This window comes from Rhodoferax sp. RT5P35, assembly GCF_056521385.1.
Window position 1 is genome coordinate 368,460 of the sequence record NZ_JBWMAX010000003.1, and the last position, 22,403, is coordinate 390,862.

30 protein-coding genes and 1 tRNA gene are annotated in these 22,403 nt (G+C 60.4%); 2 read left to right on the forward strand and 29 right to left on the reverse strand.

Annotated features, from left to right (window positions below; genetic code table 11):
• Positions 1-91 precede the first annotated feature (91 nt).
• The 3 genes from AC097L_RS06075 to cysM all read right to left on the reverse strand — a co-directional run bounded on the left by AC097L_RS06075 (position 92) and on the right by cysM (position 1,889).
• Positions 92-319 carry a sulfurtransferase TusA family protein gene (locus AC097L_RS06075; RefSeq protein ID WP_479585367.1) on the reverse strand — a complete coding sequence of 76 codons (228 nt, stop codon included), beginning with the start codon at positions 317-319 and terminating at the stop codon, positions 92-94.
• 30 nt (positions 320-349) lie between these two features.
• Positions 350-901 (reverse strand): NUDIX hydrolase, encoded by a 552-nt coding sequence (locus AC097L_RS06080; protein ID WP_479585368.1) that lies wholly within the window; start codon positions 899-901, stop codon positions 350-352.
• A gap of 85 nt (positions 902-986) precedes the next feature.
• Positions 987-1,889 (reverse strand): cysteine synthase CysM, encoded by a 903-nt coding sequence (gene cysM / locus AC097L_RS06085; RefSeq protein ID WP_479585369.1) that lies wholly within the window; start codon positions 1,887-1,889, stop codon positions 987-989.
• 40 nt (positions 1,890-1,929) lie between these two features.
• Here cysM and AC097L_RS06090 point away from each other — a divergent pair.
• Positions 1,930-2,014: transfer RNA gene (locus AC097L_RS06090), tRNA-Leu, on the forward strand.
• A gap of 306 nt (positions 2,015-2,320) precedes the next feature.
• Here AC097L_RS06090 and AC097L_RS06095 read toward each other — a convergent pair.
• The 13 genes from AC097L_RS06095 to AC097L_RS06155 all read right to left on the reverse strand — a co-directional run bounded on the left by AC097L_RS06095 (position 2,321) and on the right by AC097L_RS06155 (position 12,539).
• Entirely contained in the window at positions 2,321-2,788 is a 468-nt protein-coding gene (locus AC097L_RS06095; RefSeq protein WP_479585370.1) for a hypothetical protein, read from the reverse strand.
• On the reverse strand, positions 2,785-3,000 hold the full coding sequence (locus tag AC097L_RS06100; protein WP_479585371.1) for a DUF7940 domain-containing protein: 216 nt from the start codon (positions 2,998-3,000) through the stop codon (positions 2,785-2,787). The genes AC097L_RS06095 and AC097L_RS06100 overlap by 4 nt, the downstream gene beginning before the upstream one ends.
• Positions 2,997-3,533, reverse strand: a complete 537-nt coding sequence (locus AC097L_RS06105) for a glycoside hydrolase family 19 protein (RefSeq protein ID WP_479585372.1) — start codon at positions 3,531-3,533, stop codon at positions 2,997-2,999. The genes AC097L_RS06100 and AC097L_RS06105 overlap by 4 nt, the downstream gene beginning before the upstream one ends.
• The gene (locus tag AC097L_RS06110) at positions 3,530-3,784 is read right to left on the reverse strand and encodes a hypothetical protein (RefSeq protein ID WP_479585373.1); all 255 of its coding nucleotides are present in this window, start codon (positions 3,782-3,784) and stop codon (positions 3,530-3,532) included. The genes AC097L_RS06105 and AC097L_RS06110 overlap by 4 nt, the downstream gene beginning before the upstream one ends.
• A 125-nt stretch (positions 3,785-3,909) precedes the next feature.
• A complete protein-coding gene (locus AC097L_RS06115; RefSeq protein WP_479585374.1) occupies positions 3,910-4,431 on the reverse strand; it encodes a DUF4376 domain-containing protein in 522 nt (173 codons plus the stop codon).
• A complete protein-coding gene (locus AC097L_RS06120) occupies positions 4,428-5,723 on the reverse strand; it encodes a hypothetical protein (protein WP_479585375.1) in 1,296 nt (431 codons plus the stop codon). Before AC097L_RS06120 ends, AC097L_RS06115 begins: the two co-directional genes overlap by 4 nt.
• A gap of 64 nt (positions 5,724-5,787) precedes the next feature.
• Positions 5,788-6,303: a hypothetical protein gene (locus tag AC097L_RS06125; RefSeq protein ID WP_479585376.1), complete on the reverse strand. Its 516-nt coding sequence runs from the start codon at positions 6,301-6,303 to the stop codon at positions 5,788-5,790.
• Between the two features lie 153 nt (positions 6,304-6,456).
• Complete coding sequence (locus tag AC097L_RS06130; RefSeq protein ID WP_479585377.1) at positions 6,457-7,581, reverse strand: baseplate J/gp47 family protein; 1,125 nt, start codon at positions 7,579-7,581, stop codon at positions 6,457-6,459.
• 6 nt (positions 7,582-7,587) lie between these two features.
• Entirely contained in the window at positions 7,588-7,953 is a 366-nt protein-coding gene (locus tag AC097L_RS06135; RefSeq protein ID WP_479585378.1) for a phage tail protein, read from the reverse strand.
• Positions 7,950-8,531, reverse strand: coding sequence for a hypothetical protein (locus AC097L_RS06140; protein ID WP_479585379.1), 582 nt, complete (start codon positions 8,529-8,531; stop codon positions 7,950-7,952). The genes AC097L_RS06135 and AC097L_RS06140 overlap by 4 nt, the downstream gene beginning before the upstream one ends.
• A complete protein-coding gene (locus tag AC097L_RS06145) occupies positions 8,528-9,601 on the reverse strand; it encodes a phage late control D family protein (RefSeq protein WP_479585380.1) in 1,074 nt (357 codons plus the stop codon). Before AC097L_RS06145 ends, AC097L_RS06140 begins: the two co-directional genes overlap by 4 nt.
• A gap of 47 nt (positions 9,602-9,648) precedes the next feature.
• Positions 9,649-10,620, reverse strand: a complete 972-nt coding sequence (locus tag AC097L_RS06150; RefSeq protein WP_479585381.1) for a LysM peptidoglycan-binding domain-containing protein — start codon at positions 10,618-10,620, stop codon at positions 9,649-9,651.
• Entirely contained in the window at positions 10,620-12,539 is a 1,920-nt protein-coding gene (locus AC097L_RS06155; protein WP_479585382.1) for a phage tail tape measure protein, read from the reverse strand. The genes AC097L_RS06150 and AC097L_RS06155 overlap by 1 nt, the downstream gene beginning before the upstream one ends.
• A gap of 13 nt (positions 12,540-12,552) precedes the next feature.
• On the opposite strand from AC097L_RS06155, the gene AC097L_RS06160 reads away from it, so the two are divergent.
• The gene (locus AC097L_RS06160) at positions 12,553-12,780 is read left to right on the forward strand and encodes a hypothetical protein (protein ID WP_479585383.1); all 228 of its coding nucleotides are present in this window, start codon (positions 12,553-12,555) and stop codon (positions 12,778-12,780) included.
• On the opposite strand, the gene AC097L_RS06165 is transcribed toward AC097L_RS06160, so the two are convergent.
• The 13 genes from AC097L_RS06165 to AC097L_RS06225 form a co-directional block, all read right to left on the reverse strand.
• The gene (locus AC097L_RS06165) at positions 12,769-13,254 is read right to left on the reverse strand and encodes a phage virion morphogenesis protein (protein WP_479585384.1); all 486 of its coding nucleotides are present in this window, start codon (positions 13,252-13,254) and stop codon (positions 12,769-12,771) included. The genes AC097L_RS06160 and AC097L_RS06165 overlap by 12 nt on opposite strands.
• Before the next feature lie 169 nt (positions 13,255-13,423).
• A complete protein-coding gene (locus AC097L_RS06170) occupies positions 13,424-13,795 on the reverse strand; it encodes a hypothetical protein (protein ID WP_479585385.1) in 372 nt (123 codons plus the stop codon).
• A complete protein-coding gene (locus AC097L_RS06175; protein ID WP_479585386.1) occupies positions 13,792-14,226 on the reverse strand; it encodes a hypothetical protein in 435 nt (144 codons plus the stop codon). The genes AC097L_RS06170 and AC097L_RS06175 overlap by 4 nt, the downstream gene beginning before the upstream one ends.
• 63 nt (positions 14,227-14,289) lie before the next feature.
• Entirely contained in the window at positions 14,290-15,822 is a 1,533-nt protein-coding gene (locus AC097L_RS06180) for a phage tail protein (RefSeq protein ID WP_479585387.1), read from the reverse strand.
• A gap of 94 nt (positions 15,823-15,916) precedes the next feature.
• A complete protein-coding gene (locus tag AC097L_RS06185) occupies positions 15,917-16,066 on the reverse strand; it encodes a hypothetical protein (protein WP_479585388.1) in 150 nt (49 codons plus the stop codon).
• Between the two features lie 9 nt (positions 16,067-16,075).
• On the reverse strand, positions 16,076-16,918 hold the full coding sequence (locus tag AC097L_RS06190) for a hypothetical protein (RefSeq protein WP_479585389.1): 843 nt from the start codon (positions 16,916-16,918) through the stop codon (positions 16,076-16,078).
• Positions 16,918-17,589, reverse strand: a complete 672-nt coding sequence (locus AC097L_RS06195; RefSeq protein WP_479585390.1) for a hypothetical protein — start codon at positions 17,587-17,589, stop codon at positions 16,918-16,920. The genes AC097L_RS06190 and AC097L_RS06195 overlap by 1 nt, the downstream gene beginning before the upstream one ends.
• A 1-nt stretch (position 17,590) precedes the next feature.
• Positions 17,591-17,986: a hypothetical protein gene (locus AC097L_RS06200; RefSeq protein WP_479585391.1), complete on the reverse strand. Its 396-nt coding sequence runs from the start codon at positions 17,984-17,986 to the stop codon at positions 17,591-17,593.
• Entirely contained in the window at positions 17,987-18,322 is a 336-nt protein-coding gene (locus AC097L_RS06205) for a hypothetical protein (RefSeq protein ID WP_479585392.1), read from the reverse strand.
• A 76-nt stretch (positions 18,323-18,398) separates the two neighbouring features.
• Positions 18,399-19,760 (reverse strand): major capsid protein, encoded by a 1,362-nt coding sequence (locus AC097L_RS06210; RefSeq protein WP_479585393.1) that lies wholly within the window; start codon positions 19,758-19,760, stop codon positions 18,399-18,401.
• A gap of 117 nt (positions 19,761-19,877) precedes the next feature.
• The gene (locus AC097L_RS06215; RefSeq protein WP_479585394.1) at positions 19,878-20,435 is read right to left on the reverse strand and encodes a phage scaffolding protein; all 558 of its coding nucleotides are present in this window, start codon (positions 20,433-20,435) and stop codon (positions 19,878-19,880) included.
• A 59-nt stretch (positions 20,436-20,494) separates the two neighbouring features.
• A complete protein-coding gene (locus AC097L_RS06220; protein WP_479585395.1) occupies positions 20,495-20,806 on the reverse strand; it encodes a phage fiber-tail adaptor protein in 312 nt (103 codons plus the stop codon).
• Positions 20,803-22,227 carry a LamG-like jellyroll fold domain-containing protein gene (locus AC097L_RS06225; RefSeq protein WP_479585396.1) on the reverse strand — a complete coding sequence of 475 codons (1,425 nt, stop codon included), beginning with the start codon at positions 22,225-22,227 and terminating at the stop codon, positions 20,803-20,805. The genes AC097L_RS06220 and AC097L_RS06225 overlap by 4 nt, the downstream gene beginning before the upstream one ends.
• Positions 22,228-22,403 lie beyond the last annotated feature (176 nt).

Below are 22,403 nucleotides of genomic sequence, written 5' to 3' on the forward strand. Positions count from 1 at the left end.
CAGAACTGGCTTTGCCAGGCTGCTGGTGTTGCCCCCTGCAAGGGGGTTGGCGAAAGATGCGCAGCACTGCAGCCTGGGGGTGAGCGTTAGCTTACCGCCGACGCAGCACGTGGATGTAATCGGTACCCGCCGTTTCCTGCTCCACCAGCTCGTTACCGGTTTGCTTGGCAAAGGCCTGGAAGTCGCGCACCGAGCCCGCGTCGGTAGATACCACCTTGAGCAACTGGCCGCTTTGCATGTCGGTCAGCGCCTTTTTGGCCTTCAGGATGGGCAGCGGGCAGTTCAGGCCGCGGGTGTCAATTTCTTTGTCTGTCTGCATGGGGCGGGTGTCCTAGGATGGATTTTGATTTTAGTGGCTTGCACTCTCAACCGGGTTGGGCAGCATGGGCTCCATGAACTGCGGCTCAAAGCCCCGTCTGCGCAAGAAATCCGCCATGGCATAGCCGGTCCCGGCGGGCCAGCACTTGACATCGGCCAAGTCAACCAGCCTGTAGTCCACCAGCTCGGGCGACAAGCGCACCTCGCCATGGGCCACCGCGTGGTAGACGATCAGCACCTGGTTCATGCGCTGAAAGTCATACACACCCACCAAGTTCAGCGCCGAAGTCTGCAGGTTGGTTTCTTCCAGAATCTCGCGGGCAATGCCCTCTTGCGGGGTTTCGCCCGCCTCCATGAAGCCGGTGATCAGCGCGTACATCGCGTTGCTCCAGGCTGCATTGCGTGCCAGCAGGATTTGCCCGCCGTATTCCACGATGGCCCCCAGCACCGGCGTAGGGTTGTTCCAGTGCGTGAAGTCGCAGGCCGGGCAGCGCAGCCGCTGCTGGGGGCCGCCGTCTTCCAGCTGGCTGATCAAGGCCAGCGGGGTGGCGCACTGGGGGCAAAATTTGTAGACGGAAGGCATAAGTTTCAATTTTCACCAATACTACAAAAAATGTAGCTACTAGCGCATACCAAACATACGCTACAGCTACTTTTTCTATAAATTTCTAAGCCGGGAAAACGCCGGTAGACAAATACCGGTCGCCCCGGTCGCAGACGATGAACACCACCGTGGCGTTGGTCTCGCGCTCGGCAATCTGCTGCGCCACCCAGCAAGCTCCGGCGGCAGAGATGCCCGCAAAAATGCCTTCTTCGCGCGCCATGCGGCGGCACATTTCCTCGGCATCGTCCTGGCCCACGTAGGCCAGCTCGTCCACGTGCGACGGGTCGTAAATCTTCGGCAGATACGCCTGCGGCCATTTGCGGATGCCGGGGATGCGCGAGCCCTCGCTGGGCTGGGCCCCGATGATGCGGATGGCCGGGTTCTTTTCTTTCAAGAACCGGGACACGCCGGTGATGGTGCCGGTGGTGCCCATGGCGCTGACGAAATGGGTGATTTGGCCCTGGGTGTCGGTCCAGATTTCAGGGCCGGTGGTCTCGTAATGGATGCGCGGGTTGTCGGCGTTGGCGAATTGGTCGAGCACCCGGCCCTTGCCTTCGCGCTGCATCTGGTCGGCCAGGTCGCGGGCGTATTCCATGCCGCCGCTTTTGGGTGTGAGGATCAGCTCGGCCCCGAAGGCCTTCATGGTCTGGGCGCGCTCGATGGACAGGTCCTCCGGCATGATCAGCACCATGCGGTAGCCCTTGACCGCTGCGGCCATGGCCAGCGCAATGCCGGTATTGCCCGAGGTGGCCTCGATCAGGGTGTCGCCCACATTGATTTCGCCGCGCTCCTGTGCCCGCTGGATCATCGACAGCGCGGGCCGGTCCTTCACTGAACCCGCCGGGTTGTTACCCTCCAGCTTGCCCAGCACCACATTGCCCCGCTCGGCATTGCCAGCCGCGCCAATGCGCTGCAATGCCACCATCGGGGTTTTTCCGATGACATCTTCAATTGTTGGATATTTCATAACCTGCACTGTGCCATAATATTGGTCTTGCTTCTGCATTGCCCGGGTGGTGAAATTGGTAGACGCAGGGGACTCAAAATCCCCCGCCGCAAGGCGTGCCGGTTCGATTCCGGCCCCGGGCACCACACTGTATAAAGGCTTGCTGCTATTTCTTTAGTAGCAAGTCCTTTTTACTTCCGCATCCGCTTCCGCGCAACTTCCGCATGGCTACATCAAATCCCCAAACTTAGACCGCCCCTTGAACACAGGGGGAGGAAGAGATTTGTGTTTGGGATTGCGCGGTACAAAGCTGTAGAGCTTTCCGCGCTCCATGTACAGGAAGTGCGGAAATGCCCCCCATCGGCTCATGCGCGCCACCAAATAGCCCGCCTTCCCCTTGCGCTTACGGCGCAACCACATGGCAACAGCCCAGAACAGGCAGTTGCTGCGTTTCACTTGGGCCAGGCCTGTTGCAAGGTCAGGGTATCGCTGTAGTGACCGTCAGCTTGTTCCGCCAAGACTTGATAAGCTGCGCCGCACTCAGCGAGTAGGCCTGCTGCGGTGCTGGCTGCGTTGCCGTGGGCATCGCTGGGAGTTCCGGGCAAACTTGCGCGGATGGCGGCAATGTCGTTGCGCAGGCCGTCAGACTCAGCGCGAGCGCCAGCAGCAGCCACTTGCAGGACTTGGGTACGTTGGGTTTGTGCATTTTGTGCCTCAATGACGTTAGTTTGCCGCTTGGCTTCGAGCTTGCGGTTGTCGGCCTCTTGCGCTGCGGTGAGGGCTTGCTGCTGGATGATGGCGGCATCCCACTGGGTGCGCACGCTGGCTGCCCCTGCCCGGTACAGGAACAAGCCCGCGAAGGCCAGGATTGCTGCCAAAAGCAGCGCGCCCCAGAGCTTGGGGTTCATCCAGGCCATCATGGCGTGTCCGTCACTGCAGGTTGTGCCAGCAGCCGCCCGACTACGCCCAAGACCAGCAGACCAATAGTGATACCCGTCACCAAGCTGCTGGGAATGTGGCTTTTCATATCGTCGGGAATGTAGACCCATGCGCTTTGGATGGCCCCAGCCGCCGTCATGGCCTGCACGGACAGCATTTTGTGCGCCTTACTCCAGTTGTCGATCAGTTTCATGATGCTAAAGCCCTCTTTGCAAAGTCCCATAAAACCAAGCGGTCAGCCTGTCCGTTTAACCCGCCGTTGATGCGCCGGGTGATCTTTTCAAATTGCCCAGCGTCTGCCAGTTCGTTGCAGCCATGGGTAGACCAAAACCAGCCCGCCGACAGCGCCGCGTTTTCGGTTTGCTCCAGCAACTCCGGCGCGGTTTCGAGGTCCAGGCCCAGCGCGGCGCCGCAGGCTTGGTAGTTCGCCCGTCCGGTAATCTGGATCAGCCCGCGGCCTTTGAACTTCACGCCGTCACCCGGCTGCGTATTGCCCAGGTCGGCCCGGCCTTCATAGCGGCCCTGCCAGGGGCATTGGGCCGGGTTCCATATTTCGCGCACAAAGATCAAGCGCCCGGACTCATGCCCGAGCTGCGCCAGAAACGCCGCCTGGCGGGCTGGGGTGTTGATCTCAAAGCGATCCATGGCCGCCGTGATGAGTGCAGCCCAGGGTGTAGCCCTGGTGATGGGGCACTGCATGGCATACGCAAGTTGTTCAGGGCTCATGGCTTATCCTCTTTCTGGTCTAATTTGGATTCGATGCGGTCCAGCTTGGAACTGATGTTGATAACCAGCCGCTCCAGCTCCTCGCGCTTGACGTAGCTGCCAGCCACCAAAATTTCGATGGATGCAACCTTGGCAGTTAACTCTTTGTCTGCAACCTGTAAATCGCGCAGCGCCTCTCCAATTACTTTGAGATACCAACCACCAAGAGCCCCACAGATAGCCGCCAAAACATTAATTAGGTTTTGGTCCATCGTTTAAGCTTTCGTTATGGAAAAACAAGAATCAGCCAGCAAAAAATTGCCCAGCTGCAACAGGGTCGGCGCAAACAGCCCGTTGAATTGCGTCATCAACGCGATAAGGATAGGTTTTAGGTGCTTCACCACACCACTCCTTGCACGGTTGTCACGACGGTGGCTGCGCGCACTGCTGCCTTGCGCTGCTGCAGGCGGACGAATGCCGCATAGGCTTGGGTGCCGATGGCGGCAGCCAAACCCTGCATATCAGAGTAGATGAACGGCACAGGAGTATTGTCTTGGGCGATCCAGGCGAACCCGACTGGCACCGATCCGCCCTGAAACGCCAGCAGCATCTTTGAGAGATTGGCTACCGCCGCCTCGTCGGATTGAAATACCTGGGTCACGCCGCCCTTGCTTGTATACGGCACCGAAACGGTGATGACCGCTTGGTACGTGGCGGCCAGGAATGCCAGCCGTTGGTCTTTGGCATCCTGTAACTGGGCCACCGGCTGCTTAGGTGCAACCAACACACCATTGACCACGGCATAGCCAATGCCTGCTGTATCACTGGCTATCAGATCAAGGCCCGCGCCAAAATCGTCCTCGCCATCCCACTTGATGACGTTCACGACTAAGTTGTTTTCAACAATGACGTATCTCATGAGAATTCCTCAATAACAATCACACCTGCAGCGCCAGAACCACCTGGCTGCGCCCCCGAAGAAGCGCCAGTCAATGCACCAGCTCCTCCGCATCCAAAGTTGCCGCCGTTTCCGCCGCCCCCAGGAACGAATCGCCCCAGCGGGCCATTGCCGAAAATAGAGTTAGCACCGTTGCCGGAAATCGAAGCGCTACTGCTGATAGGCAGGCCATTGCCGCCTGCGCCTGTGGACCCGTTGAAGACGTTGCCGCCGCTTGCGATGGGGCTGTTATCCGGGGCAACGGTGAGGCCTGGTGGCGTAATCGCCGCTCCGGGGTTGCCGCCTGTGCCGCCTGGCGCAGTCAGTGCAGTCGGTGATGCGCTGAATGAGGTTGAGCCTCCGTTACCACCTGCGGCTCCTGCAGCACCAGCGGCACCGCCCGCACCTATAACCATGGAGGCACCGGCGAAACCAGTTCGATAGAAAGTCTCCCCAGCTGCGCCAGAGTTGCCGCCGGACCCCGCTGAGACCTGTGCAGCTCCGGTCGCTCCAGAGCCACCGCCAGCGCCACCTCCGCCCTGCGCTGTGACGCGGATCGAAGTCGTTCCCGGTGTCGGCACATAGATGCCACTGGAGGTCACGACGCGGACATTGAGTAACCGTCCGTTGAGTAGCGGCGTGACGACTGGTGCACTCGCGTAGGCGCTGATATTGGCGTTCACCACTGTTGATGCACCGTTTGCAACCGTCACCACGGCGAGGCCGACGTAACCGGCATCCGGTGCTGGCGTGACCTGCGAACCAGTGGTGGCTGCTGTGCCAGCCTTGGCCGTCAACACCACATTACCAAGGCGGCGGGTATTCTGCGCTACACCGGTTCCGCCTGGGCCAGAGTAAGCAGTAGAGGGGTTTGAAGCGTTGTAGTACGGCAAGGTTACCGGCACCGAGTCCACTTCGGAGAACGTGGCTTGGATCAGGTAGTTGACAGAAAAACCCGCCGTGCCTGGAGCGGTCAACGCTAGCAGCGTCGCGTCAAGCGCGATGCCTTGTTTCATAATTGAGTGCGTGGTGTCGGCCGGAAGCGAGCTGTAAGCAGTGCCTTCCAAGTTGGCGAGGCCGTAGATTTCGCCTGCCGCGACTTGCACATTCATGCTTGCCACGGCGGTCTGGGTGACACCCAGGCCATTGACCACCATTGAAGTGCCGAATATGGCGGCGGCTAACTTGGAAAGGCTCAGCATGCTTTGCTGTTGCGCATAGAGCAGGTCGGTTTCCAGCGGCACTTGGCCGGGGTAAATAATTCCGCGATTCATAAATTCCCCAATAAAAAAGCCGCCTAGGTCACCCTGACGGCTTGGTTTAAAAAAACGGACGGTGTTAACTGCTGATCGCGGTCCAGGCAATCGACCCGGCAGGTGCTACCGAATCAATTGCGGCGTAAATATCTGCATCCAGCACGGCACCCTGCACCATTGCCATCGAAGCATATTCACCGCCCTGGCTGGCGATGCCGTAAGCGCTTGGTGCATTGCCATAGCCTGCGATATTGGGGATGCCGGTCGTCAGCGGACGGTATGCAAGTACAAAGGCCTGGTAGGACAACAACATGGAGCCATATGCTCCATTGACCCCGTAACCCATTGTGGCCACGCCATACGCTCCGGTATCGGCTGGCCGCTGGGGCTCTACGATCAGCGGAGCCCGCCCGGTCAGGTCGGTGAGCACCTGGATGATGGCTTTGCGGGTGCCGCGTTCGCGGAACAGGTTGGCAATGATGTTGGCGCGGAAACTAGCATCCGACTGCCCGGCCTTACGGGCGATGCGCGGCCCGAAGAAGTCCGCAGCAACCAGGTCGAGAAAGCCATCGCTAGCGGTCTTGATGCGCGACTGCATTACGATGTAGAGGTACAGTCTATACAGCCAGGCCCAGGCCGTAGCAAGTGATCCCAAGATGGCAAGAACCACAGGGCTATCGCTCTGAAACCACATTTTTGGCAGCGACTGCTGCAAGCGGGCGGTAATGTCCGCAGAATCGCCGGTTGCCATCTAGCCCACCACCACGCTGGTGTACTTGATAACCTGCTTGTTTGTAGCCACCAGGTCTGCTGATCCACTGTTGAGCAAAATACCGGTCAGGTTGGTGATGCCGGGCGATGCGTCGTAGGCTACCTGTGCCAGCCGGGAATAGGCCAGCGTGGCACCCAACGCCAGGGTATTGATGTAAGCCTGCAGCGCCGTGACCGCCAAGGTTTTGGTGGCCACTGGGTCGTATCCCGCCGCGATGGTGGCTGTCATCGCCACCGTTGCATTCACCACCACCGGGGCGAACACGCCGAACGTCGAGGTAAACGGCCGCGTAGTGTCGATGGCGTTGGTGACCGAAGTCAGCAGCGTGCCGCTGGGCGTGCCCGTGCCATCGTCCACCACCGCGTAAAAATAGCCCGGCTGGTACGCCCCGGCGTAGGTGTAGTTTTCCACCAGGGAAAAGGTCAGACCGGTTTTCAGCGAGGTAATGGCGTAGCCAACTGCCGTCTTGGTAGCTTTGGACAGGCTGGCAATATAAGCCACGAAGCGCACCCGCAGCGCGGTATCGGTCTCAGCTGTCGCCCCGTTGGTAAAGGCGGCCGTATTGCCCACCGTGTCAATGCCCACGATGGCGCTTGCAATGCTGCTGATGCCGCCGATCACCACATTAGCCAAAATGCCCGCAATTTGTGCTTGCACCGGGACCGATACGGACGCGACTCCCACGGCGGCCACATAGCCGCCCAGCCCGACACTGTAGGCCGCGTTAGTAATGTCCAGCGTGACAGTGAATTTCTGTGAGCCATCGGCGGTCTGCACCACCGTTCCCACGGGGACCACGGCCTGCTGGGTGGTGGTGAAGCGGGCAAACGCCACCACTCCGGTGGCAGCCACGGCGGCCAGGCGGGTGACCCCGTAGTCGGCCATCCAGCTATCCAGGTCCGCCCCGGCGGCGGTACTGGCGCGCATGGCCTGCAGCAGTTTGGCCAGCAGGCTCTGCACCCACAGCACCACCGAAGCATTGGCCTCTACGATAGAACGAATGACCGATCCAATGGTGTAGTCCAGCAGCAGGCGCGAACCCGCTTGCAGGAAGGCCACCTGGTCGGATACCAGGGTGTTGAAGTCTTTGAAGGTCAGGGCCATGGTGTCCTATCGGTTGACGTCGAATGCCAAGGTGGCGAGTTGTCCGGTCTGCGCATCGGCAAACTTGACGTAAACCGACACACCGCCAGAAATCATAGTGACGGTAATTACGGGCGCAGGCTTTTGCAGCACTACCGCTTCTAGAAATATCTGCGACTGAATTAGCCCACGAATGCGACGTTCGTCGGCCAGTTTTCCCACCTCGGACGGCAGGCCCGCGCCGTAGCTAGGGTGCCAGGGGTAGTCGCCGGGGTTGGTCAGCAAGCGCCGCAACACCCGTTGCTGACTGGCCGTCAAGGCTGTGGCCACATTGATGTCGGCCGTAGCGCTGACGGCAATATCGCCGCCGATGTAATGGTCGAGGTCATTCAATTCGGTGCTCCCGTGTTGCCCGTGCCGGTCTGCACGCCACTGTGGGTGTGACCGATGCCAGACTTGCCGCCAAACGTCACATTGGTGGTGCCGACCACATTCGGCGCTTGCACCGTGCCCTGCACCGTGACATTGCCGCTGACGGTGGTGTTGCCGGTCACATTCAGCGCCCCGGTGTGGTTCCAGGTGCCCGCACTGCTGATACTGCCGTCGCCGAGCAGCTTGATGAACTGCCCGGCCTGGTGCACTAACCACACCTCCCCGGTCGGTACACTGTTAGGCCGTGCCAGGTTGTTAAAGAAACGGTGGGTAATCAGCCCGGCATCAATGCCGCCGTCCTGAAACTCCACCTCCACCATGTCGCCGATGCCGGGGCCGACTTGGATGCCCCAGCCGTTGCCCACGCCTATCGTTCCGATGGGCAGCCAGCCGGTTTCGATGCCGTCGGGCTGTAAAAGCACCTTGGCCAGGTAGTTGCTGGCATCGTAGCCGCTGATGGTCCCCATGCGGGTGCCTGCGCGCTCCAGGTTTTGCCCGGCCGTGGCTTCGCGCATGGCGTTCAAATGGGCTTGCATCATGACAATTGGCTCTCCGGGCTGAAATTTCGGGCCCGCAGGCTCATCCGGTAGCCCTCGTCCCACGAGTAGCTGCGCCGGATGCTGGCGGGGTAATAAATCTGGTCAAACGCGGAATTGGTGCCCACCACCTTCACTGCCACATTGGTGGTCAGCAGGTCGTCGCCCGGCATATCGGCGCTGACGTTCACTTCGTGCTGGCTGATGTCCGCAACCAGTGCATTGGCCCGGTCCTGCGCTTGCTGCGGGGTCAGGTTCGGGAAAATGAAGGTGTATTCCGCCGTGGGCAGGCCGTTGGAACCCGACTTCGCGGTGGTGGCGTTCTTCACCCGGGCGCGCTGGGCTACTGCAGGCGGTAGGGCCTGCCCGGTCTTCTGGTTCCAGCTCAGTACGGTGACCTTGGTGCCGCGTGCCACCGACAAATTGCGCGAGAACCGCAGGCTTACTGTATTGACCTGCGCCCAGGCTTCGGGGCCGGGCGGCTGGTAGCGCAGTACGTATTGGTCTTTGACCGCCTGCGCCTTTTTGAAGAACAGGGTGTTGCCCGCGACATAGACGTTGTACTGCTCGATCTGTGCCAGCTTGGTCAGCACATCCCAGTAGGTGCCCCGGTCGTTGACCATCTGCATCAATGTATTGGAGACCGTGCCGGGGAATTTGGTTGTCGGGTCCACATCCGCCGACAGCCCCATGGTGGTGGCGATCTGCGTGGCAATGTCGCTGCTGCGCTTGTTGGTAAACGCAATCGCCTTCTTGGTGTCCACCAGCAGCGATGTTTTGTCGCGCCCGGAAATAACGATCTCGTCGGCAATCGGGTCCACTTCGATATCGTCGGCCCACCCGGTGAGCCAACTGCTGAGTTCAGTGCGGGTGAAGTTGTCCGGATCACCGGGGAATCCGGCCAGCAGTTCGACCTGCACCGTGGTCTGGGCTGCCCAAAAATCAAAGCCCCGGTTGTCAGGTTGTGCACTCAGGGCCAAAGACAAGCGGAAAGTGTCGGCCTGAAAAAAGCTATTGTTGTCTACCTCAAAAGATTTTAGGCCTGTCACGCGCTCACCGTTGACGAACGCCATCCCCCGCGGCTGAGAAAATCCGGCTGCTGGTATTGGATTGTTGACGATCATTGAATAGGTGCGCCACCGCTGTTGGATGCCACTGTTGGAATTTTCAAAGCTTGAACGCCTGTTACCTGCGGATCTGTCAAATTGTTCGCTTGAGCAATCTGAGCCCACTTCGTAGCATCACCGTAGAATTTCGCGGCTTGGTCAAACAACGTGCCGCCCGCCACGACGATGTTGCGCACTTGCTGGCCACCGGAAATCACGCTAGAGAGATTGCCTTGAATGCGGTTTGCCACGCTCAAGGTTTGCACAAGTAGCGGGGTTTGGGTCACGGCCGTAACGTGCGATAGCATCTGAGATGCCTGCCTTGCTATTGGGTTGTTCGGCAAAATTCCGCCAAGAGTGGTGACCGATGTAATCACCGATGAGGTAGACCCAATAAGGCTATTTACGCGGGCAATCACGGCCCCCACCGGTGCCACTACGCTTTGAATCGTCGCGGTAGTCGCTTTCGCGAAGTCACTTACAGCGCCAATTGCGCTATCCATCGTGCCCATGAGGCTGCTTAGTGTGGAGTCACCCACTTGACCGCCCAAAGCTTGGCATGTGGCGTTATCGCCGCGCAATGCTGCATCAAAGTCGTTCGGCACAATCGAAGTCACCGGGCTGGTGTTGTCGCGCACCACCAGAACCGACATGCTGTAGGGTATGCGCACTGAGCTTTTGAGGGTGGCCTCAAACTTCTCGATCACCACTGTGAGGTTGAAATCGTGGTAGGTCAGCGTCAGTTTTTCGCCCTTGGCCCGCAGGGTGTCCAGGTAGTGGGCGCGGGCCATGGCCGTCGCACCGGACAACACCCCGGTCCACGTGATGGGGGCATCGTCGCGGCCCATCGCCTGCACCGACCGTGCGCCGCCAGGGTACTGGTGCACCACCAGCTTTTGCGCCCCGCCAAACGGCATGCTCTCGGGAATTTCCAGGCCGCCGAAAACAAAGTCTCCGAGGGCCAGAGTGGTAGTTAAATCGGGCATTACCAGGATCCTGTCGCGCTAGATTTACGGGGGGCCATGCCGCCGTCCTGCGTGCGCGGGCCGGTGTTCGGGCGGGATAGCTCCTTGGCCTGCACCTCCGTAACGACCTTGGCCAGCACCTGGCCGCTGGGCATAACGATGGTGTTGTTTATATAATTTCTTCCGTTGGGCGCGCTGGTGCGCACGTAGTCGCGTTGAACAGTGGCAGCTACCACCGGCATATTGGCCCGGCCCGGCGCGCTGGTCACGCCCTTCACCCAGGGTGCTGCATTGGGTAGGTTTTGCCGCATGGGAGAATTGCCCCATTCACCAGAAGCCCCGCCATTGTGGGTAGCGTTCATTCTCTTGACCGCCTCGCGCGCCTCTGTGTTGCCGAAAAACGCGAAGATGTGCGCAATGGCACTGCCAAGCAACGAGGCCGCCTTGGTGCCTTCAATGCAGGAATAGATGAACGACCCCACCGCCATGCCGCCAAGGGCCGCCGCCAACACGCCAGTGGCGAGCCCGGCGCGTCCCAACACGCCTATCAGTCCAGAGGCCCCCCCCATGGCTCCGATGGCCAGCCCAAAGCCTTTGACGGCAGCAGTGGCAAGGCCGATGGTCCCACCGATGGCCATGGCCGTGCCCAAGCCGACAAACCCAATAGCCAGAATCTTCAAAAGGTTCGGATGCCGCCCCATCTCGCGGGCTAACTCGGTCAAGCGCTGGATAAAAGGAGTGAATATCGGCAAAACGGTTTGCCCTACCACCAACCCGAGGTCGTCCAATGCCTTGTGGAACCGCTCCACCGCCATCATCGGGCCCTTTTTCTCCCGGTTTATGACGCTGGCCGGACCTTGCGCCATGTCATAAGACTTCAACGACTCCTGCAACACCGTCATCTGCGCCATGATCTTGTTGTAGACCTTAGCGCCATTGGTGCCCAAAATGATCGAGTTCTCGCGTTCACGGTCGGTCTGACTGGTAATGCCCGCGCTCTTGTAACGGCGCAGCAGTTCCACTGCGTAGTCGATGACGTTGGTGGACTGTAGTTGCGCAAGGTCAGTAGTTTGCTTCTTGCCCGTGCCATCCAGCATGTTCAGACGCTGCATCTCGTGCAACATCAGCTTGGGCGGCAGCGACATCATCCCGTTGGTGCGGGTGTAGGCGGTCCGCAAGCCCACCGCCGTGGTGCTGCCGCCCAGTTCGCCGATGATCGGCTCTAAGCCGCCAAAAATGGTCCTTAGGCTTTGCTGGTTGCCAGCGGAACTGGCGTAAGCCACGAACTGCTTGAGTTGTCGCTCATCGACCATTTTCCCGCTGGACTGGACGGCCTTGAATACGCCGGTGGCGATTTCGTTTGCACGGTTGGTGTCACCCAGGCCGCCCATCATTTCGACGGTTTTGTTCAGACTGCGCATCGCGCCTTCTACCGCCGCCTTGTGCGGTCCAGACAGGAGCCCACTAGCAACTTCGTAACGGGCCAAGACCGGCATCATGACCTTGGCAGCTTCCAGCGCATGGTTCCCGCCCATGCCCGACTCTCGGAAAGCGCCTTGCGCCTCGGTGAATAGCTTCATCCGCTGCTGCATCGACGTGCCAATGATGTCGGTAGCCCGGACAAACTTCTGCGCATCCTCCACCTGCGAGTCACCTAGACCCATCTGGCGCAGCTTGGCCGCTTCGCGCTCCCACTCCATCGCCATGCCAATCGGCCCTTTCAGCGACACCAGCATACCGACCCCTGCGCCCGCAATCGCCCCGCTAATCAGGCCCATCCGTTTGATCACACCCATCCGACGCTCCATCTCCACCAAATTGGAGTTGGATGCGCCGATGTGCCGGTTTAAACTCAGAAATTCACCGGATAGCGCCGTGATTCCTGCACTCACACCATTCACGAGGTGCAGTTTTATCGCTATCTTGTAGGCTTCTATCATCGAGGGACTTCCTTTGACTGCACTTAAAACACGGATTCACGAATGGGCGGCGCGCCGTTTTAGCTTTGTTCAATACCCAAACATCGACCCGTTTAGGCGGCCAAAAGAACCATTTTTCAAGTACCAAATGCCGATTTACACCCGAATCTTTTTATTCATGGTCAGCACCGCCGCGCTGTTGCTGAGCCTCTGCTTGGCGTTTTTCCTCGCAGTCTTCATTTATTCGCTGCTATTCGGGTAAAGCCGCGAAGCCGCCTGACGCGCCGTATTCGATTGCGTGCATAAGGCCCTCCCCTAGTAAGGCCTGAATGGCCTTCTGGTTGGAAAAGGCCGCAGGCCCCAGCACCGGGCGCGGGGGGATCCGGGAGTTCCCCAGTTCTTGGTACACCATCACATCGCTGGTAGATCCGATCAAGGCTTCATTGCCCGACACCTGCCGGGAAATGGAATTTCGCAGGGCTCCGGTGCGTAGCAAAGGCTCGTCGGGCGTGAAGCCTTGGCGCACCCTGTCTGCAACCGTGGCATCTGCCAAGGGAGCCCACGCGGCGAAAGGGCCGACTTCGGGCTGGTAGGTGCCAAACTCGGCTTTTGCGGCGGTCTCCACCAGCTTTGCGGCCTTGTCCAGCGCCTTGTGCTCGAACACCCGCACCTCCACGGCGGCTTTTGCCAAGTGCAAGGCGAACAGGGCGAGGTTGTCAAACGACTTGGTGCTCATGATTCAGACTCCACGAAACGCAAGCTCTCCCAGTCGAACTTATTACCGTTGAACTCGGAGAACTTGATCGAAAAGAAGGCCCTGGTCACATCGTCCAACTGAAAGGCCACATCAAAGGGAATGCCGTTTTTCACCAACCACAGGCATTCACTGATCGACGTGGCCCGCCCTAGTTTTTTAGAGCGGCCTGGTCTTCTTCGGGGTTCGATTGCCCGAAATGTTCGACCACTCCCTTGGTGACTGCCATCACACCGTCCTCGTCCAACCGCTGGATTAATGCATCCAGTTCGCGCTTGGTCGAAATGCGGGCCATGGCCTCGCCGTCAATGTCCGTAATGAACATCAACGGCAACACCATGCCGACATACACCTGGTTCTGCGCGGTTTCGCCGCCCAGCATCTCGATCATGCGGAACTGGGCCAGCACGCCGGGCTTTTGCAGGGTGATGGCGCGGCCCTTGGCATCGACCACCACAACCGGCTTGGTCGCCATGGCCACCACCTCCGCGCTCGGTGTGGCTTTGATCGTGATCTTGCTCATGCTTTCACCCGGCGCGAGGCCATGAAGCTCAGTTTTTGCTTGATCACCTTGGTCGGCTCGCGCGTGCCCAGGTCTTGCAGGTCAAACATTACGCCGGTGTAGCGGTACTGGGTAATTGAGCCGTCGGGGTTGGTGATGGTTTCGGTGATGGTGCCCGGCTGGGTCGTCTGGCCCGCAAAGTAGGCTGACTCGTAAGAGGCCCACCAGTCTTCGATGGCGCTACTCATGCGGTCCACGTCAAACGAGCCTTTCCAGCCGGTCGGAACCACCAAATAGCGGGATACACCATCGAAGCCGATGCGCGACTCGTTTTCAGTCACGGGTTGGCTGCTAAAGCTGGTGATGGCGGCAGCGGGAATGTTCAGAACGCCGGTGGTGGTGTTGATGACCACGCCGACGTCCTTGCCGATGGACATATTGTTAACAGGCATATGGGTACTCCAGAAATGCAAAAAGCCGCACTAAGGCGGCTTGGGGAGGGGTGGACGGGTGGGTTACACCGTGGCGGTGGTGGAGGTGCGAGCGATCTGGACCGATTGGCCGCCTTCCAAATTGATCAGGAACTTTTCGACCACGGCCAGGTAGCGCACCTTCACATCGGCCTGCAGGTAGCCCAGGGCGATGCGGTTGGCTGGGTTGTTACCCAGGTCGCACTGCACGCTGTAGTCATCGAGTTGCTTCTGGCCCTTCATGGCCTCCAGAAACGCCGCCAGGGTGGCCCCGCACTGGGCGCGCAGCGGGTCGGTGGCCTGGCTGGACTGCAACCGGCCCACAAACTTGCCCATGCCCGCGTTGAACGTGTAGGCCAGGTAATTGGTCATGCGCGTGTAGTTATCGCCGTTGGTCACCGGGTTGGAGCTGGTGTTGTGGCCAAAGCGGGCACCGAAGTACGCACCGCCCGGCACCGGATTGGTGATGACGTCGATACCGGCCTGGCCCAGCAGCGTCAGTTCGGCCGTGCTGTAAACCCGGTTGGAGTAGCTGCGCTGGGTGCCAACCACGCCTTGCAACGGCTTGTTCAGCGTGGATTGTTCTGGCGATTGGTTGCCCATCATGCCCGCAATGAAGCCCTGTGGGCTGACCAGGCGCACCACGCCGTTCACCGTGTCGGTAAAGTAAATCCAATCACCATGCAGGTACTTGGCGATGTAGGCATCAATGCCCGCCGTGGCTTTGACGGTCACTGCGTTGGACACGGTGTCGCCCGACGGCCCCACCAAAATCATGTAGGTGCCTTCGCTGTAGCCGTAAGCCACCTGGGTGGTCCAACTGGTCGAGGTGTCGCAATCTGCCAGTACACCGATGCTGCAGCCGGTATTGCGCAGCGCGTACATGCCGGTGCGGGTCGTGGTATCCACCCCCAGCAGCACCGAGGCGGTGATGGCCGCTACACCGTCGGTGCCACCCACCAGCGTGTAGGAAGCGATGGCCGGAGCCGTCACGCCCACGCCCGCAGAAGCCACTACAAAGTTGGACGGCCCCCGGAATGGGCTGTTGCCGCTGTTGATAGCGGTCGCTATGGCAGCCCACAAGGCGCTGCCGGACAAGCCCGCGCCGATGTTGTCGAACACCTCGGCGGCCTGGCCCGGCAGCGCCACGGTGACGCGCTGGGTATTGGTGGCAGAACCGGCGCTGACCGAGACCACCAGGCTATTGCCCAGCGTGCCGGTGTACTTGCCGGTCAGGGTCAAGCAGTTGGTCAGAACCACCACCGAAGCGGCCACATCCGAGCCATCGGAGACGCGCACACCCCGGAAGTTGTTGGCCCCTTGCATCACGGCGGTGGCCATGATCGTGCCCATGTCGTACTTGCGGTTCTGAATCGCGCCGAAGTTGTAGGCGTAGTCCGCCATCGAACCCAGGACCACTGGCGAATTCACCGGCCCCCAGGCGGATGTGCCGACAATGCCGACGATGTTGCTGGGTACGCCGTTCAGCAGGGTCACGCTGGGCGGCACGATTTGGACATAGAGATCAGGCACCACCAGGGCGGTGGTGTTCAGGGAGCCGCTTTGGACAACTGGCATATTTCTCTCCAGAAATGAAAAAAGCCGCGCAATGGCGGCCTAGAAACGAAAAAACCACCCGAAGGTGGTTGTGTGGGGGGGTGGCGGGTTGGCCTTACTCGGCGGGCGGCGTAGGCGGTGTAGCGGCGGTCTTGACCACGTTGGCAGCGTTCTCGCCCGCCAAAATCTCGGCAATGGCTTGCGGGTCGGTGATGTCATCGCCTTTGACGTAAGGGCCAAAAGACTGGGTAGCGACTAATTTCATGGGGAGCCTTTAAAAGTTGGTGGTTTGCACAGGAACAGACGCAGCGATCACCGTTGCCGCCTGGGTATTGAAGTTCTCGATCAGTACCTGCGCATCGGTGCGGGTCTGGGTGGTGGCGTACTCCACGGCATACAAAATGTCGCGCCGGTAAACCAGTTGTTTCTGGCTCTCGTCGTGTTGGCTGGAGCCTTGATAGGTGACATTGCCGTAAGCGCCATCGGGCAACAGAACCCGCCAATTGGCCCCGAGCGCGGTATCTACAAGCACCGCTAGGGCATCGCGTTTGCTGTGGTCGTTGGCCCAGCAGCCGATCTGGAACACCCGAGACTGGCGGCGCAACTCCCGGATGCTTACCCCCGTGCCACCCGACCGAAACACGATGCGTTTGGCGCTGGCGAGCGTCACAACGGGCCCGGCTGCAGTGGCCGCCATGCCTGCCGCCGTCATGCCGGCCGCCAGCGCGGTGGCAATCGTGGCCAGCGTATCGCCAGCTTGCACGGCGTAGGGATAGGCCTTGCCGTCTGCCAGTAGCGCCGCCACCTGCCCCGCCGTTACCGTGCCGCCCAGGGACACCGTTTGCGCACTGACCGTACCCGTCAGGGTGGCCGGGCTGGTGCTCAGGGTTTGCCATTCCGGGAAATGCGCTTGGCTGGGCTGTTCGGAGGGCGTGGGCCACACCGAAATATGGCCAATCCCGGCTTTCAGGTCGGCATCGAGCTTTTCCGGTTGAGGCCAGCCTTGATAGACCTGCACGCCAAAGCCCACCACGGAGGCCGCGCCGGTGCCATTGGGGTACACGGCGGCAGAGAGGGTGTCACGCAACACATTGGCTACATCGGTGAAGTCAGCCATCAGGTGTGTAACTCGTTTGCGCTGATACGCCAACCCAGGTCGGTCAGCTCGGCCCCGTCGATCACGTAGCGCCGCCCCAGGTCATCGGTCACGATATCGCTAGCCGTCAGTACAACGCTGGCCGGTACTGACGGCGGTAGCAAAATTTTCCAGCCGGTTTGCTTAGTGCCCGCAGCCAGCTTCAAACCTTGCTGCGACTTGCCGCCAAACAGAATTGACGCAGGCCACAGCGCCCCTGGCGCGCCTAGGATATTGACCTCGTTGGCCGCGCTGCTGCCGCTGTAGTCCACTGCGCCCAAGCTAGTGCTGCTCACTTGGCGGCTGACACGCAGACTGCGGTTGCACTCAATCGCCAGCACCGGTAGCAAAAACTGCTTACCCGCGATGAAGTAGGTGCCGATGTTGTAGCCGCCGTTATTGCCCACTAGGTAATCCCCGGTCAGCACGCTGGCATCGTCGATTAGGGCCAACCAAGTCGGGTCGCCGTATTCGTTGGGCGAGGAAAAGGTGTATTGCTTGCCCGAGTTCAACGCCATCTTGACGGTAGACACCTTGTTACCCAAGGGGGATGCCGCCGTCAGGGGCCGGTATTGGTCAAAGGCGACACCGATCACCCGGGCCGCCTTCGCATACCCGCCGTAAACGCGGGCCTGGATCGTGGGGCCGTCCATCTCACACCACCAGCGTGATACCACCGCCAGCACCCAGACTGGGGCCGGGCGCGATGCCCAGAAAGTTGCACAGTTCGCGCCGCGTGCCGTCAAACAGCCGCTTGCGGTCCCGGTACTCGTCTTTGTTGTGCGTCCACACCGCCGCCGCATCGGTATCCAGATTGGCCCGGATGCCGGTCGCGCCGATGATGTCAGTTTCCAGCAAGGCCAGGCTGGCCAAGTAGATCGAGCGGGTTACCGATTCTTCGGACGCGCCCAAGGTGTTGAGCTTGTACTCCAACACGCCGTACTGGGTGGAGAAACGGTAGCCCGACGCAGGCAGCGGCTGGCCACCACCAAACGCGCCGTAACCGCAAAAACGGCGGATATCGGTCTTTTCGGGATCGGTGAAAGCCATTTACTCCACCTCGAAGATGGCACCGCGCGCCACCAGAATGGCGATTTCTGCGGCATCGACCACGATTTGCCCAGCGGCCCACGCGTAGTACTGGCCATCGTCGGCGTAGAAACCGTACGGTGCGGCCAAAGTCACGCTGACGGGCAGCGCATCTGCGAGGTCGTCGGTGATGACAGTTTCATCCTGCATCTGGGCCGTGACCACGTTCATAGTCTGTTGTTTGCGCTGGCGGCGAAGGTGTACCTTCTCCACAGGAGCAGTTTCCACGGGGGTTGGGGTGGCCACCTCAGCAGCGGTTACATCGAGGGCAATAGTGGGGGGGTTGTCGTCGGTCATGGTGTGTCCTAGGTGCAAAGCTGCGTCACAAAGGGGCCGCCCGTAGGCAGCCCCTTCAGGCTGGAGCCCTAGCTAATTAGCAGTGCTCAATCACCACAGCGCGCTTCAAATACTGCGCGCCAGCGGTCGGAATGATCAGGGTGGTCGCAGTGGCATCGGTCGGCGCCACGAAGCCACCAATCCAGAACCAGGACTGGCCGATGATCTGTTGCAAGCGGTCAATCGGGCCGCGGATCACCTGGGCTACGCCGTCGATCATTTGGATCTCGGAATTGCCATCGGTGATCTCATGCGCCTTGTTGGCCATGCCCGCAAAGTCGCCCTCCACCAGCGCGCCAGGGGCACACAGGATGGGGCGGCGCACGGTCAGTGCGGAGTTGGTGGGGTGCACCTGGGTCAGCGCTTCGGTGGTGGGGATGAAATTCGCCCCCATCAACTGAAATACCTTACCGCGCTGCGCTTCTGCCGAACCGTACTGGCCCTGGTACATCAGCTTGAAATCGTTGTCCGAAAAAAGCTGGCGCATCGAAATGTTGTCGAGGTACAGATTGAACAACTGGTCTTGCATACCGGTGTTGTTTCGCAGGTTGGCAATCGCATCTTCAATCACCGACAAGGTCAGCGTATCGGCGGCCACCAGCGCAGGGGTGGCAGTCGCAATACCCAGCGCGGAGCCACTCTTCCACTTGCCGTTAGGCCGCACCAGCACGGGGCAATTGGCGTGCGAAGCGATGTTCAGCGCCGTACCGTCGGCGGTGGTCACGTTGCCCGAAAAGGTCAACGTGCCCGAGAAGCCACCGGGGGTAGTGGACACGTTGGAGCCGTCGCGGGCGGTGCCGATCAGTGTGTAGACGTTGAGGCCGACCAGCACAGCAGCGGTGTACGTGCCCGAGACGGCCACGTACTTACCGGCACTGGAGCCGGTGCCCAGCACAGTTTCAAAGCCGCGCACATCATCGACCGACACCGTGGCCGCAGGCGAACCCAGGGTCACACGTACGCGGGTGTTGCCACCCATATACCCGGCAAAAAGCGCATTGCGGGCCAAGCGGTCCAGCGACTGGCGGGCCTGGATGCCATTGGTGCGGGCGTTCAGCAAAAACTGGTTGGCAATACCAACTTGCGACGTGATGATGTTCAGGTCGATGGTGTCGCCGTACTGGTCGATGCCCAGCGTGTACTGCTCGATAGCCTGGGCCGTCGGGGTCATGCCGTTGTCCAAGTTGGTGTTGCCGCTGGCATTCAGCGGCGTGGTCACCGGGGCTTTGAGGCCAGCACGGGTCTTGGTGACGGTTTCACCGACATTGATCGAGACGGGTTCAGCGTCCGCGATAGCGCGGTAGCCGATGGCAGAAGTCAAACCGGTTTGGAATTCGGTTTCGAGGAAGCCGGTCTGGACTGCATTTTGCAGGGACGCGGGCATATTTTGAACGGGCATAGAAAGCTCCTAGGGGGTGGATAAATCCCCTGGGCGTCTTGCCCCGATGGGTGGCGCGTGTGCGCCGTCAACGGTGATGGGTTGCCCGCAGCCATCAGGCTGGGGCGGGTGGGGGTGCTAGCGCTTGAACTGGGCGCGGCCAACGGCGTATTCCGCCGGGGTCATCTCGCTGGCCTTCTTGGCTGCGGGGGGGGTGCTAGGGGGCGCAGCGCCAGGCGTGCTGGTGTGCTGCGGGGTGGCGAACAGATAAGGCTTGGCTTTCTTGAGCGCGTCGATCAGCGCATCTGCGCCCTCTACTTCACCCTTGTCGTCCAGCTTGACGGTGGACAGGTCGGCTAATTTCAAGCCGTCCAGGTCCACCATACCCGCTTTCAGCGCCACTGTTTTCAACTCCGCGCGGATGACCCGCTGGTCGGCCGCCGCCTGGGCAGCGGTGGACACCTCTTTGGCATCCACCATCGCTTTATCAGCCGCCGTCTTGAAGTTGTCACGCTCCTGCTCGGTCGTCTGGGCCTTGAGCCGCCAGGACTTGTTTTCTTCGCGCAACTCTTTAACGTACTCAGCAGAGAACGACGCAGGCGGCGTGGCGGGAGGGACAGCCGGTGCAGCACTGCCGCCACCGGGTGCACCGGGGTCGGCGTTAAAGAGGGGGTATCGCTTAAGGAATCGGGGCATCAGCCACTCCAATAAAAAAAACCCGCATCGAGCGGGCTGGTTGAGAAACTAAAAAAGGTCTAAGACCGTACTGCGAGCAAGCCGACCAGGGCCGGGGCTTTAAGGGGGTTGCTGGTCGTGGCCAGCACTTTGATCAGGTAGTCCGTCATGTCGAGGCCGCCCTGTACGGGCACCAGCACCATCTTGCCGCTGGCATCAATCGTGGCGGTTCCGGCCAGCATGGCAGACGGCGCACCGTCGCTTCCACTGCGCACGGCGATGGTGGGGGTGGGCACGGCAATCACCGACTCACCCGTGGCCAGCGCCAGCGTGAAATCGAATGTCAGCACGATCTTTTCTACCGGGTCTTTCGGGTCGCTAAATGTCTTCATGTGGCTACTACCTTCCAAGGTCGCTGGCTGATAGCCACGGAAAAAGGCCGCGCACTGGCAGCCATCCCAAAGGGGCGGGCACTGACGGACAGGGAAAACAGCCGGGCTTCTGCGCTCACGATGTAGCGCGGGTCTTTGGCCAAGGTGCCGATCAGCAGGTCTGCGCTGGCCGAGGTGGCCGCCGCATTCGTTGCAGTCAGCCGTATCTGCGTGCTCAAATTCACCGTCGCCATCGTGGACGCGGTGGCCGCTGCCGACCAGGGTGCACTACCGACGGTCAATGTGGCGCTAGCCGATGTGGTGGCTGCGGCAGATGCTACCAATTGAATAGCAGTACTCAAGCTCGCCGAGCTACTGCCCGCCGCTGCAGCCTGCCCGGCCAGCTGAATCGCCGTCGCAAGGGCTGCACTGCTGCTGCTGGTCGCGCTGTTCGTCGCCGTTACATTTACACTGGTCGGCAACGCCGCCGAAGCCGAGGTACTGGCGCTGGCCGCTGCGGCGATCGTGATAGCGGTGGTTAACGCCGCACTGCCGCCCGTCGTCGCCGCATTGCTCGCCTGTAGCGTGCCTGACCCCGCCAGCGTGGCAGAGGCCGATGTAGTCGCCGCGTTGCTAGCCTGCAGTGTGATCCCCGTAGACAGCGCCGCCGTAGCACTTGTCACTGCCGTATTGCTTGCCGCCAGGGCTATCTGCGTGCCCAGTGCGCTTAATCCAGTCATGGTAGCGGAATTACTGCCTGCCAAAGCGATGCTGGTCGTCAAGCCTGCGCTGCTGGCCGTCTTGGCGCTGGCACTGGCCGCGAGATTGATGGCCGTGGTGAGACTGGCGCTGGCCGAGGTGGATGCGGCATTACTGCCCGACAGCGCTGCGCCACCAGCCACCGAGGCATTGAAGACCGGGCGCGTGGGGGCGAAAAGCTGCCAGAAGCCTTGGCCTGTTAGTGCCTTGGCTTCAAAGCCAGATAGCGCCCGGTTGAACACGGCGAGCTGGTAGAGCTGGGTTCCGTTACCCCAACGCTCACCGGCCACTGGCTGATACCAGCCAAGACAGTGCTGCTGTGCGTGATTAAAAGTTTGAGCGCTAGCAGAGCTTCCAGCAAGTATGCCGTTGACATAGAAAAAGGCTGTTGAACCGTCGTAGCTTGCAACGAGATCGTAGTCTATGCCGACAGAAAGGCTTGCTGTGCTCTCCCCGATGGATGCTATGCCAGCGACTAAAAGCTGCAGCTTGTTATTTCCGCTCATGCGGAAACTTACGCCGCCGTTACCCCCTGAGTAGATCGTCTGCACGCCCAAGGACGCAAATCGAATGCGGGCGGCGATGGTGAACGTATTGCCCGATGGACCGGCAGACCCTGACGCATTACCAAGTAATGCATCGGTTGAAACCACTGTACCAGTGCCGCTGTTATCAGCAAGCAAATAGTACCCTGTTGGTCCAAGTGTCCACCTTATGCCGCTGGGTTCAGATCCACTGCTGGCTGCACCAAATACCCCGTCACCTTTGCCTGCGCAATCGCGCAACACCATACGCCCCCCGAGATTGGGGCCCCATAGGTGGGCGACCTGCCAAGCTGGATTTGCTGTAGCGGGTCCGC